This window comes from Dietzia sp. NPDC055340 (assembly GCF_053645335.1).
Genome location: NZ_JBSHML010000019.1, coordinates 1 through 12438, shown reverse-complemented (window position 1 = coordinate 12438; position 12438 = coordinate 1). Strand labels below are relative to the sequence as shown.

Annotated in this window: 10 protein-coding genes; 9 read left to right on the top strand and 1 reads right to left on the bottom strand. The window is 70.3% G+C overall.

All coding sequences use genetic code 11. The features are described 5' to 3' along the window. Positions 1-4: 4 nt before the first annotated feature. From tsaD to ACWIFB_RS13780, 5 genes are all read left to right on the top strand, one after another. The gene (gene tsaD / locus ACWIFB_RS13800) at positions 5-1030 is read left to right on the top strand and encodes a tRNA (adenosine(37)-N6)-threonylcarbamoyltransferase complex transferase subunit TsaD (RefSeq protein ID WP_454058589.1); all 1026 of its coding nucleotides are present in this window, start codon (positions 5-7) and stop codon (positions 1028-1030) included. A gap of 196 nt (positions 1031-1226) precedes the next feature. After that, positions 1227-1514 carry a co-chaperone GroES gene (gene groES / locus ACWIFB_RS13795; RefSeq protein ID WP_017837219.1) on the top strand — a complete coding sequence of 96 codons (288 nt, stop codon included), beginning with the start codon at positions 1227-1229 and terminating at the stop codon, positions 1512-1514. Between the two features lie 122 nt (positions 1515-1636). Beyond that, positions 1637-3259, top strand: coding sequence for a chaperonin GroEL (gene groL, locus ACWIFB_RS13790; protein ID WP_295649210.1), 1623 nt, complete (start codon positions 1637-1639; stop codon positions 3257-3259). 309 nt (positions 3260-3568) lie between these two features. Further along, complete coding sequence (locus tag ACWIFB_RS13785) at positions 3569-4150, top strand: sigma-70 family RNA polymerase sigma factor (protein WP_344987803.1); 582 nt, start codon at positions 3569-3571, stop codon at positions 4148-4150. Continuing rightward, positions 4147-5175 (top strand): hypothetical protein, encoded by a 1029-nt coding sequence (locus ACWIFB_RS13780; protein WP_454058549.1) that lies wholly within the window; start codon positions 4147-4149, stop codon positions 5173-5175. Before ACWIFB_RS13785 ends, ACWIFB_RS13780 begins: the two co-directional genes overlap by 4 nt. Positions 5176-5322: 147 nt before the next feature. On the opposite strand, the gene ACWIFB_RS13775 is transcribed toward ACWIFB_RS13780, so the two are convergent. Further along, complete coding sequence (locus ACWIFB_RS13775) at positions 5323-5748, bottom strand: DUF5319 domain-containing protein (protein ID WP_452099144.1); 426 nt, start codon at positions 5746-5748, stop codon at positions 5323-5325. A gap of 134 nt (positions 5749-5882) precedes the next feature. Between ACWIFB_RS13775 and guaB the strand changes: the two genes are divergently transcribed. From guaB to guaA, 4 genes are all read left to right on the top strand, one after another. After that, on the top strand, positions 5883-7418 hold the full coding sequence (guaB, locus tag ACWIFB_RS13770) for an IMP dehydrogenase (RefSeq protein WP_452099145.1): 1536 nt from the start codon (positions 5883-5885) through the stop codon (positions 7416-7418). A 7-nt stretch (positions 7419-7425) separates the two neighbouring features. Continuing rightward, a complete protein-coding gene (locus ACWIFB_RS13765; protein WP_230930161.1) occupies positions 7426-8565 on the top strand; it encodes a GuaB3 family IMP dehydrogenase-related protein in 1140 nt (379 codons plus the stop codon). 207 nt (positions 8566-8772) lie between these two features. Then, complete coding sequence (locus ACWIFB_RS13760) at positions 8773-10536, top strand: FAD-dependent oxidoreductase (RefSeq protein ID WP_454058588.1); 1764 nt, start codon at positions 8773-8775, stop codon at positions 10534-10536. A 76-nt stretch (positions 10537-10612) separates the two neighbouring features. Further along, complete coding sequence (gene guaA, locus ACWIFB_RS13755; protein ID WP_454058548.1) at positions 10613-12217, top strand: glutamine-hydrolyzing GMP synthase; 1605 nt, start codon at positions 10613-10615, stop codon at positions 12215-12217. Positions 12218-12438: the final 221 nt, after the last annotated feature.

Sequence of the window (12438 nt, the reverse complement as noted above, 5' to 3'; positions counted from 1 at the left end):
CGTCATGGGGATCGAGAGCTCCTGCGACGAGACCGGCGTGGCCGTGGCGCGGATCCACGACGACGGGCGGGCCGAGCTGCTGTCGGACATGGTCGCGTCGTCGATGTCCGAGCACGCGCGGTTCGGTGGGGTGGTGCCCGAGATCGCCTCACGTGCGCACCTGGAGTCGCTCGTTCCGACCGTGCGCGCGGCGCTGGCCGAGGCCGGGGTCTCCCGGCCCGACGCCGTGGCCACGACGATCGGGCCGGGGCTGTCGGGCGCACTGCTCGTCGGCTCGTCCGGGGCCAAGGCCTACGCTGCGGCGTGGGGGGTGCCGTTCTACGCCGTCAACCACCTGGTCGGGCACGTGGCCGTGGCCGGTTTCGACGGCGACCCGCTGCCCGAGTGCGTGGCGCTGCTCGTCTCCGGCGGTCACACGCAGCTGCTGCACGTGCGCTCCCTGACCGAGCCGGTGGTGGAGCTGGGCTCGACCGTCGACGACGCGGCGGGGGAGGCCTACGACAAGGTCGCCAGACTGCTCGGGCTCGGGTATCCGGGTGGGCCGGTCATCGACCGGCTCGCGGCCACCGGCGATCCGGCCGCGATCGCGTTCCCGCGCGGGATGACCGGGCCGCGTGACGCCCGGCACGACTTCTCCTTCTCCGGTCTCAAGACCTCCGTCGCCCGGCGGATCGAGGCGGCCGAACGAGACGGTGTCCAGCTCGACGTGGCGGACGTGGCGGCGTCGTTCCAGGAGGCCGTGGCCGATGTGCTGACGATGAAGGCCGTGCGCGCGTGCTCCGACCTCGGGGTCGGCACGCTGCTCATCGGCGGCGGCGTGGCGGCCAACTCGAGGCTGCGGGAACTGGCGGGCCACAGGTGCGCGGCGGCGGGGATCACCCTGCGCGTGCCGCGGGCCCGGCTGTGCACCGACAACGGCGCGATGGTCGTGGGCGTGGCGTCCGCGCTGCTGGCCGGCGGAGTGGCGCCCAGCCCGTTGACCGTGGCGGCCGACCCGGGGCTGCCGGTCGAGACGACGCAGGTGGTCTGACGACGACGTCGTCCGGGGGCGTGGGTGCGTGTTCGCCGATCGCGAACGCGTCCCGATCGGGCACACGGGACACTTGAGTGCTGGCACTCGCGCATATAGAGTGCCAATAGGCATGGAACCGGCGGCGTCACCCGCGACGACGCTTCTCCGGACCCCGCCGCACATTCATCAGCCATCTACACACGGAGGATCCATCGTGGCGATCAAGCCGCTTGAGGACAAGATTCTCGTCGAGGCCACCGCTGCCGAGACCACCACGGCGTCCGGCCTCGTCATTCCGGACACCGCCAAGGAGAAGCCCCAGGAGGGCACCGTCGTCGCGGTCGGTAAGGGCCGCTTCGACGAGGACGGCGACCGCATCCCCATGGACATCAAGGAGGGGGACAAGGTCATCTACTCGAAGTACGGCGGCACCGAGATCAAGTACGAGGGCAAGGAATACCTGATCCTCTCCTCGCGTGACGTTCTCGCAGTCATCGACTGACGTGAGCTGCTGAACCCCGCCCCGACGGCGCCGGCCAGAAGGCCGGTCCCGCCGGGGCGGTGGTGTCTCACGCCTGCCGAACCGTCTGATCAGACCCCTTCTTCCTCCCAGGAGTTCCATCCATGTCCAAGTTGATCGCATTCGACGAGGAGGCCCGCAAGGGCATGCTCGCCGGTGTCGACGAGCTCGCCGACACCGTCAAGGTCACGCTCGGCCCCAAGGGCCGGCACGTCGTCCTGTCCAAGGCCTTCGGCGGCCCGACCGTCACCAACGACGGCGTCTCCATCGCCCGCGAGATCGAGCTCTCCGATCCGTTCGCGAACCTCGGCGCCCAGCTGGTCAAGAGCGTCGCCACCAAGACCAACGACGTCGCCGGCGACGGCACGACCACCGCCACCGTCCTGGCACAGGCACTCATCCGTGAGGGGCTGCGCAACGTGGTGGCCGGCTCCAACCCCATGGCCATGGGCAAGGGCATCGAGAAGGCCGCTGCCGCCGCCGTGGAGTACCTGCGCTCGGCCGCGACCCCCGTCTCCGGTTCCGAGGCCGTCGCGCAGGTCGCCACCGTGTCCTCGCGTGACCCTGAGATCGGCCGCATGGTCGCCGAGGCCATGGACGCCGTCGGCGTCAACGGCGTCGTCTCCGTGGAGGAGTCGCAGGGCCTGCACACCGAGGTCTCCGTGACCGAGGGCATCGCCTTCGACAAGGGCTACCTGTCGCCGTACTTCGTCACCGACCCGGACGAGCAGAAGGCCATCTACGAGGATGTGCTGATCCTGCTGCACCGCGAGAAGATCAGCTCGCTGCCGGACCTGCTGCCGCTGCTGGAGAAGGTCGCCGAGACCGGCAAGCCGCTGCTCATCGTCGCCGAGGACGTCGACGGCGAGGCGCTGTCGACGCTGGTGGTCAACTCGATCCGTAAGACCATCAAGGTCGTCGCGATCAAGGCGCCGTACTTCGGTGACCGCCGCAAGGCGTTCCAGGAGGACCTGGCGATCGTCACGGGCGGCCAGGTCATCAGCCCAGACCTGGGCATGAAGCTCGCGGAGAGCGGCCTCGAGGTGCTCGGCGGTGCCCGTCGCGTGACCGTCTCCAAGGACGAGACGATCATCGTCGACGGCGCCGGCGAGCAGGCCGACGTCGACGCCCGCGTCGCCCAGCTCCGTCGCGAGGCCGAGGCCACCGACTCGGACTGGGATCGCGAGAAGCTCGAGGAGCGGATCGCCAAGCTCGCCGGCGGCGTCGCGGTTCTCCGCGTCGGTGCCGCAACCGAGACCGAGCTGACCGAGCGCAAGCTCCGCGTCGAGGACGCCGTCAACTCCGCCAAGGCGGCCGTTGAGGAGGGCGTCATCGCCGGTGGCGGATCTGTGCTCGTGCAGGCCGCGGCCGCTCTCGAGCGGCTCGCCGCCGACACCACCGACTCCGATGAGGCAGTCGGCGTGAACGTCGTGCGTAAGGCGCTGGTGGCGCCGCTGTTCTGGATCGCCGCCAACGCCGGCGAGGACGGCGCCGTGGTGGTGAGCAAGGTCACCGAGCTCGGTGCCCGCGACGGGTACAACGCCGCGACCGGCGAGTACGGCGACCTGATCGACCAGGGCGTCATCGACCCGGTCAAGGTCACCTCCTCGGCCGTCGTCAACGCCTGCTCGGTGGCGCGCATGGTGCTGACGACCGAGACCGCGATCGTCGAGAAGCCGGCCGAGCCGGCCGCCGACGCGCACGGCCACCACGGTCACGCGCACTGAGCCAGACGCTCGCGTCAGTCGGCTCACCCGACATGGCCTAGTGAGGATCCCGGGCCCCGCCCCCCGTGTGTCGGGGAGTGGGGCCCGGTGCCGTTCCGGGGCTGTTGTGTGGTCGTCTGACACCCCCAGCAGTTACGCTTGGCGCTCAGCAGTACTCCTACGACACAGGGGTCACGTGCCTCACGCCAGGCACCCACCACGTCGATCGCTCCAGCGTTCGACGAGTCCCCGCCGCGACCTGCGTCGCGTCTACGAGAGAAAGGCCGTGCCCCGCAACACACCCGTGTAACGCGAGGCCCCCCGAATTCGATGACAGGTACAGCAGACGAGTTGGAACTCTCCGTCGCCGCAGCGGTCAAGGGAGACCGGACCGCGGCTGCACGGGTTCTTGAACTCGTTCAGCCCGGTGTGGTGCGGTACTGCCGTTCCCGCGTCGGCGGCTCGGAAAGAGCCAACCTGTCTGCTGACGATGTCGCCCAGGAGGTGCTGATCGCGGTTCTCTCGGCTCTGCCGGGATACCGGGACCAGGGACGCCCCTTCATGGCCTTCGTGTACGGGATCGCGTCCCACAAGGTCGCGGACGCCCACAGGGGCAACGCACGGAACAAGTCCGATCCCGTGGAGTACCTCCCCGAGGTGCTCTCCGATGACACGGGGCCGGAGGAGTACCTCCTCGACGGCGAGGTCTCCAAAGCGGTCAGGTCGCTTCTGGAAACCCTGCCGGAGAAGCAACGGGAGATCGTCCGGCTACGAGTCGTAGTGGGACTGTCTGCGGAAGAGACCGCGGAGATCGTCGACAGTACGGCCGGAGCCGTGCGCGTCGCCCAGCACCGGGCGATGAAGCAGCTTCGCGCAACGATCGAGAAGGATGGAGAGGAGCGATGGCGATGAACGACGACGATGTCGTCCGGGGCACCCGTGACGATGCCGCCTCGCTCGACGCGCATGACGTCGACCCCGCCCGGGTCGACCATGACGACGAGCTCCTCGATCTTCTCGGCAGTGGCGAACGACCCGGCGGTGATGACCCCCTTCTCGCGCTGCTCGCCGACTGGCGCGCCGAGACCGGGGCAGCAGAACTGCCCGCGCTCCCGAGCACCGAAGAGATCGAGGTGGCACTGGCCCCGAACGTGACGCAGTTGCGGCCGCGTCGGGGATGGACGCGCAACGGTGATCACCACCACGGCAAGCGCCCCGCCCTCTGGCAGGCAGCGACCGGCGCGGCCGCTGTCGCCGCCCTGATCGTCGGCGGACTGTCCGTGGCCGCGCACAGCGCGATGCCCGGCGACCCACTGTGGGGCGTGTCCAAGACGATTTTCTCGGACCGCGCCGGCGAAGTGGAGCTGGTCAACGACCTGAGCGAGTACCTGGCCAAGGCCGACGACGCCGCCCGTGGTGGCGACCACGGGGAGGCCGAGCGTCTCCTCGACGAGGTGAGCCAGCGGCTCGATGAGGTCTCGGATGCGTCCGAGCGTGTCGAGTTGATGAAGCGTCGGGACGCGATCCGGCGTGACCTGAGCAGGGTCACCCCGAGCGCCGTGCCGTCGCCCGCGCCGGCCCCCGAGTCCGCGCCACCGGCGGGCCCGGCCACGCTGGTGCCCGGTGCGCCGGTGCCGCTGCCGACGCACCTGATCCCCACGGCGCCCCCGGGTGCTCCGGTGATCCCGCTCCCGCTCGACGGTCTGCGGATCTCCACGACGCTGCAGATCCCGATCGACACCCAGCGGCTGCAGGACTTCCTGGCACCCACCACGGGCCAGCAGGACCAGCTGGATGAGCGGACGATGATGCACCAGCAGCCGTCGCAGTCGCGCACCACCATCACCCAGGTGCCCACGACCACGCAGCAGCAGCCGAAGTCGACCAACAATCAGCAGCCGGCGCCCACGAGCCCGCCCACCTCGGGCGGCAACTGAGCGACCCACGGGTGCCGACGCCCTGAACGTCGGGACCCTCCGGTCACGCTGACCGGGCGCAGACGGGCACAGAGAAACGGACCGGCCCCAGCTCCTCCTCCTGAGGGCTGGGGCCGGTTCGGCGTATCGGGCGCCGGTCCGAGCGGATCAGCGGCGCCAGTTCAACTTGCGCGGGGGCCGCAGCGCGCGAGCCGCATCCGCGTAGCCGCGGCAGTACTCCCACGTCACATAATCGTCCGGGACGGGATCGAAGGCCGGCTCGTGCGGCAGGAGAGAACCGTCCTGGAGGAGCTGCATGAGGTTCGCGCGCAGCATGTCCCACTCGTGGTAGTGCTCCTCGGCGCAGTCCTCGCACTGCACGGCCACGCCCTTGACCCCGATCGGGGCGAGCAGGCGGCGGAACTCCACGAGATCCGCCAGGTCCTCCTCGATGGCCAGTCGCTCATCCGGATCGAGAGGGCCGGCCGGGATCTCGTCGTCAACCGGGTCGAACTCGGCCAGCTCCGCGGCCGGATCATCCGGGTCGCCGGCGAACGGGTCGGGCGGCATGCCATGCCGAAGGGGATCGTCCACGACTCCACCGTACCCGTGCTCACCGGCCTGTGGGGACCACGGACCACGCGCAACGGGGTCGACGGTTCGAGCCTGGGGCCCGGAAGCCACTATCCTCGGAACGACTACCGAGACGACCCCCAGGAGGACGGCAGATGAGCGAGTCGCATGGCCCCGTGCGCACCGGCGGCGACGACCCGACCAAGGTCGCGATGGTCGGCCTGACCTTCGACGATGTGCTGCTGCTCCCGGCCGCTTCCGAGGTGGTCCCGAGCGAGGTCGACACGAGCACCCAGTTGACGCGCGAGATCACTCTGCGGGTGCCGCTCGTCTCGTCTGCCATGGACACGGTCACCGAGGCGCGGATGGCCATCGCGATGGCCCGACAGGGCGGCATCGGCGTGCTCCACCGCAACCTCTCGGTCGCGGACCAGGCAGCTCAGGTCGACACCGTCAAGCGGTCCGAGGCGGGCATGGTCACTGACCCGGTCACCTGCAAGCCCTCCGCCACGCTGGCGGAGGTCGACCAGTTGTGTGCCCGTTACCGCATCTCCGGCCTGCCGGTGACCGACGAGCGCGGGGAGCTGGTGGGCATCATCACCAACCGCGACATGCGTTTCGAGGTGGACAAGTCGCGCCGGGTGGACGAGGTCATGACGCGAGCGCCTCTCGTCGTCGCCCGTGAGGGGGTCACTGCTGAGGCCGCACTGGGCCTGCTGCGCCGCCACAAGATCGAGAAGCTCCCGATCGTGGACGGCGACGGCCGTCTCACCGGCCTGATCACCGTCAAGGACTTCGTCAAGACCGAGAAGCACCCTGACGCCACCAAGGACGCCGACGGCCGCCTGCGTGTGGCCGCCGCGATCGGCACCGGCGAGGACGCCTGGCAGCGCGCCGGCGCCCTCGCGGAGGCCGGCGTCGACGCCCTCGTCGTGGACACCGCGCACGCCCACAACCGCAACGCGCTCGACATGGTCGCCCGCGTCAAGCGTGAGTTCGGCGACCGTGTCCAGGTCATCGGCGGCAATCTCGCCACCCGCGGCGCCGCGCAGGCCATGATCGACGCCGGCGCGGACGCCATCAAGGTGGGCATCGGCCCCGGCTCGATCTGCACGACCCGCGTCGTGGCCGGCGTGGGGGCCCCGCAGATCACCGCCCTGCTCGAGGCGTCGGTGGCGGCCAAGGCGGCGGGCATCCCCGTGATCGCCGACGGCGGCATGCAGTACTCGGGCGACGTGGCCAAGGCGATCGCCGCTGGGGCGTCGGCCTGCATGTTCGGCTCGCTCCTGGCCGGTTGTACCGAGTCGCCAGGAGAGCTGATCTTCGTCGACGGCAAGCAGTTCAAGGTCTACCGGGGCATGGGCTCGCTCGGCGCGATGCGCGGACGCGGGAAGCCGGGCGCCGAGCAGTCCTTCTCCAAGGACCGCTACTTCCAGGACGATGTGCTGTCCGAGGAGAAGCTGGTGCCGGAGGGCATCGAGGGACGGGTGCCGTTCCGCGGCGATGTGGGGCAGGTCCTCCACCAGCTCAACGGCGGCTTGCGCGCGGGCATGGGCTACACCGGCTCCGCCACGATCCCCGAGATGAACCGTGCACAGTTCGTCCAGATCACGGCCGCGGGGCTCAAGGAGAGCCACCCGCACGCGATCCAGATGACCGTCGAGGCACCCAACTACAACGTCAAGGACTGAGACCACCGTGCGAGATGTCGTTGAGATCGGCCTGGGCCGCGAGGCCCGCCGCATGTACGGGCTGGGCGAGGTCGACCTCGTCCCGTCGCGACGCACCCGCAGCTCCAAGGAGGTGTCGACCTCCTGGCAGATCGACGCCTATCAGATGGACATCCCCGTGATGACCCACCCGACGGACGCGGTCGTCTCGCCGTCGTCGGCGGTGGCCTTCTCCAACCTGGGTGGACTGGCCGTGCTCAACGGCGAGGGCCTGTGGGGCCGCCACGCCGACCCCGAGGCGGCCATCGCCGAGCTGCGCGACATCGCGCTGGAGGACATGACCGGCCACCGCGCCGTCGCGCGCCTGCAGGAGCTGCACCGGGCGCCCATCGACCGGGAGCTGCTCGCCGGCGCCGTCCAGAAGATCCGCGACGAGGGGGCGACGGTCGCCGTGCGCGTCTCGCCGCAGCACGCGCGTGAGCTCACGCCGGGCCTCATCGCGGCCGGTATCGACATGCTGGTCGTGCAGGGCACGATCATCTCCGCCGAGCACGTCAGCGGCGAGGACGAGCCGCTCAACCTCAAGGATTTCATCGGCGGGCTGGACGTGCCGGTGATCGCCGGCGGCGTGGTGGACTACAAGACCGCGCTACACCTCATGCGCACCGGTGCGGCCGGGGTGATCGTGGGCTACGGCGGTGTCGAGGGTGTCACCACCACCGGACCCGTGCTCGGCATGGAGGTTCACATGGCCTCCGCGATCGCCGACGCCGCCGCCGCCCGCCGCGACTACCTCGACGAGACCGGCGGGCGCTACGTCCACGTGATCGCCGACGGCGACATCTACACCTCCGGTGACATCGCCCGCGCCGTCGCGTGCGGTGCCGACGCCGTGGCGCTGGGCCCGCTGCTCGCCGGAGCCTTGGAGTCCCCGGGCCGGGGCGTGTACTGGGACGCCGTCTCCGCGCACCCCAACGTGCCCCGCGGCCACGTGGCCGAGACGGATGACGAGAACCACCTCGCGCCGCTCACCGAGGTGCTGGAGGGACCCACGAACGTGCCCGACGGCACCCGCAACCTCATGGGCGGTCTGCGTCGAGCCATGGCCAAGTGTGGTTACACCGACGTCAAGGGCTTTCAGAAGGCGGACCTGTCGGTCCGCACCTGACACCCCGGTCGACTTCGCGCACCCCGCAGCCGCCACGGCTGCGGGGTGCGGTCGTTCGCGCGGCGTAGGGGAGGGCCGAGCCGAAAATGGTCGTGTGTCCAGTTGACCGCAGGGCGCCTGACAAAAGGCGACCTACTGTCGGGTAGGTTCAGGTGACCGGGTAGTAATGTGACCCACACCATTGATCTCGATCCGGAGAGTTTCGCCATGACGTCGTCCCCACAGCAGCCAACCGATCCCGCGGCCACCTCGCCCACCGACACGGACGTGATCGTCGTCGGCTCCGGCTTCGGTGGCAGCGTCACCGCGCTGCGGCTGACGGAGAAGGGTTACCGGGTCACGGTCGTGGAGGCCGGCCGACGGTTTGCCGACTCCGACTTCGCCAAGACCTCCTGGCGGCTCAACAAGTTCGTGTGGGCCCCCAAGCTCGGCCTGTTCGGGGTGCAGCGCCTGCATATGCTGCGCGACGTCCTGGTTATGGCCGGGGCCGGCGTGGGCGGCGGCTCGCTCAACTACGCCAACACCCTGTACAAACCGTCGGAGCCGTTCTTCACTGATCCCCAGTGGGCGCACATCACCGACTGGGACGAGGAACTGTCCCCGTTCTACGACCAGGGCCGCCGCATGCTTGGCGTCGTCACCAACCCCAGCCACACGCACTCCGACACGGTCGTCAAGGAGGTCGCGCGCGACATGGGGGCCGAGGACACGTTTGTCTACACCCCGGTCGGCGTCTTTTTCGGCGAGAAGACCGGCGGCCAGGGCAAGCGGGGCGAGACCGTCCCCGACCCGTTCTTCGGCGGCGTGGGCCCGGACCGCACGGCCTGCATCGAGTGCGGCGAGTGCATGACCGGTTGCCGGCACGGCGCCAAGAACACGCTCGTCAAGAACTACCTCGGCCTGGCAGAGCGCGCCGGCGCCCGCATCCTGGACCGCACCACGGTCAGCGGGCTGCGCGAGCGCGGCGACGGCACGTGGGAGGTGACCGTCGAGCGCACGGGCGCCTGGACCAGGCGAGGTAAGCGACCCGGCACCATGACCGCGGCCCACGTGGTGGTCGCCGCGGGAACCTGGGGCACCCAGCACCTGCTGCACTACGCCAAGGACGACGGCTCGCTGCCGCGGCTGTCGGGCGCGCTCGGCGGGCTCACCCGCACCAACTCCGAGTCGATACTCGGGGCGATGGGTGACGAGTACATCCCGGAGCGGGACTTCTCCGAGGGCGTGGCCATCACCTCCTCGTTCCATCCGCGCCCCGACACCCACATCGAGCCCGTCCGCTACGGCAAGGGCTCCAACGCCATCGCGATGCTGCAGACCCTGCTCACCGACGGCAAGGACGGCGTCCCGCGCTGGCTGTCGCTCCTGCTCGAGATCGTGCGCAACCCCCTGCGGGCCGCCAAGATGTTCAACTACCGCCGGTGGAGCCAGCGCACGGTGATCGTGCTGGTCATGCAGAACCTGGACAACTCGCTGCAGACCTTCGTCAAGCGCTTCGGGCCGTTCCGGTACGTCTCCAGTAGGCAGGGGCACGGCGAGCCCAACCCGACCTGGATCCCCCAGGGCAACGAGGCCACCCGGCGGATCGCGGACAAGATCGACGGCACGCCCGGCGGCACTGTCGGCGACATCTTCAACATGCCGATGACCGCGCACTTCCTCGGCGGCTGCGCCATCTCGGACTCGCCCGAGAGCGGCGTGGTGGACCCGTACCACCGTGTGTGGAACTACCCGACCATGCACATCGTCGACGGCTCCGCGATCTCGGCGAACCTCGGCGTCAACCCGGCGCTGAGCATCACCGCGCAGGCCGAGCGCGCCATGTCGCTGTGGCCCAACAAGGGCGAGGCCGACGCGCGGCCGGCGCAGGGCGAGGCCTACCAGAGGATCGCGCCGGTGGCGCCGAGGTCGCCGGTCGTGCCCGAGGCGGCGCCGGGCGCGCTGCGGCTGCCGATCGTCGGGGTGAGCTGAGCTCCGAGCGCGACGTGGGGGCGGGCGGGGACGACCTGAGTACGACGACGACGACGTGGCGCATAGACTCGAGCGCGTGGCCGAGAACGCAACGACCGATTCCCAGCTCACCGCAGAGGCGGCGGCACCGCGACCGGTGCTCGTCGTCGACTTCGGCGCCCAGTACGCGCAGCTCATCGCGCGGCGCGTGCGTGAGGCCCGCGTCTACTCCGAGGTGATCCCGCACACCGCGACGGTGGAGGAGATCCGGGCCAAGAACCCGGTCGCCCTGATCCTGTCCGGTGGGCCGTCCAGCGTGTACGCCGAGGACGCGCCGTCGCTCGACCCGGCCGTGTTCGAGCTGGGCCTGCCGGTGTTCGGCATCTGCTACGGCTTCCAGGCGATGGCCCGGGCGCTCGGCGGCGAGGTGGCGCAGACCGGGAACCGCGAGTACGGCCGCACCGACATGACGGTGGACGGGGGCGTGCTGCACGCGGGGATGCCCGGGCACCACCCGGTGTGGATGAGCCACGGCGATGCCGTGACCGCCGCGCCCGAGGGCTTCGCCGTGACCGCTTCCTCGCCGGGCGCACCGGTCGCCGCCTTCGAGTGCCCCGAGCGCCGGATGGCCGGGGTGCAGTACCACCCCGAGGTGCTGCACTCGCCGCACGGCCAGCAGGTGCTGAGCCGCTTCCTCACCGAGGTCGCCGGACTCGAGCCCTCGTGGACCGCGGCCAACATCGCCGAGCAGCTCATCGAGGCCGTGCGCGAGCAGGTCGGCGACGGCCGCGCGATCTGCGGTCTGTCCGGCGGCGTGGACTCGGCCGTCGCGGCCGCGCTCGTGCAGCGCGCGATCGGCGATCGCCTCACCTGTGTGTTCGTCGACCACGGACTGCTGCGTGCGGGGGAGCGGGAGCAGGTCGAGACCGACTTCGCCGCCGCCATCGGCGCCCCGCTCATCACGCTGGACGATGCGGACGTGTTCCTCGGCCACCTGGCCGGGGTCACCGATCCCGAGACCAAGCGCAAGATCATCGGCCGCGAGTTCATCCGGTCCTTCGAGCGCGCCGTCGCCCGGGCGCTGGAGCTCCAGGGGGACGACGCCGAGTCCGTCGACTTTCTCGTCCAGGGCACCCTCTACCCGGACGTCGTGGAGTCCGGCGGCGGCTCCGGAACGGCCACCATCAAGAGCCATCACAACGTGGGCGGCCTGCCCGACGACGTGGAGTTCACCCTCGTCGAGCCGCTGCGACTGCTGTTCAAGGACGAGGTCCGGGCCGTGGGCCGGGAGCTCGGCCTGCCCGAGGCGATCGTCGGCCGCCACCCGTTCCCCGGCCCGGGGCTGGGGATCCGCATCGTCGGCGCGGTGGACAAGCAACGACTCGACACGCTGCGCGCTGCCGACGCGATCGCGCGCGAGGAGATGACCGCCGCCGGCCTGGACTCCACCGTGTGGCAGTGCCCGGTCGTGCTCCTGGCAGACGTGCGCTCGGTGGGCGTGCAGGGCGACGGCCGCACCTACGGGCACCCGATCGTGCTGCGGCCGGTGAGCTCCGAGGACGCGATGACCGCCGACTGGACCCGGGTGCCGTACGAGACGCTGGCCCTGATCTCGAACCGCATCACCAACGAGGTCCCGGACGTCAACCGCGTCGTGCTGGACATCACGAGCAAGCCGCCGGGGACCATCGAGTGGGAGTGACGGCTCCGGCCTGACCCCCGGCACCCACCCCGCGACGGGCATCCGCTCCTGCGGATGAACTCGCGCTCGCGCGCTTGTCCGTTCACACCGCAGCCGCTCCTGAACATGGCATCTCGCGTGCGCACAGCGTTTGTTGCCAAGCTGTTCTTGGACAGTTGGTCGCGGATTCGGGGATCGGAGTTTGCATGAAAATTAGTGCGCCAATCGGTGCCACAGCCACG

What these genes read in the sequence shown, in the direction of transcription:
- tsaD (WP_454058589.1), top strand. Translation starts at nt 5, where the DNA reads ATGGGGATCGAGAGCTCCTGCGACGAGACCGGCGTGGCCGTGGCGCGG.
- groL (WP_295649210.1), top strand. Translation starts at nt 1,637, where the DNA reads ATGTCCAAGTTGATCGCATTCGACGAGGAGGCCCGCAAGGGCATGCTC.
- ACWIFB_RS13785 (WP_344987803.1), top strand. Translation starts at nt 3,569, where the DNA reads ATGACAGGTACAGCAGACGAGTTGGAACTCTCCGTCGCCGCAGCGGTC.
- ACWIFB_RS13780 (WP_454058549.1), top strand. Translation starts at nt 4,147, where the DNA reads ATGAACGACGACGATGTCGTCCGGGGCACCCGTGACGATGCCGCCTCG.
- guaB (WP_452099145.1), top strand. Translation starts at nt 5,883, where the DNA reads ATGAGCGAGTCGCATGGCCCCGTGCGCACCGGCGGCGACGACCCGACC.
- ACWIFB_RS13760 (WP_454058588.1), top strand. Translation starts at nt 8,773, where the DNA reads ATGACGTCGTCCCCACAGCAGCCAACCGATCCCGCGGCCACCTCGCCC.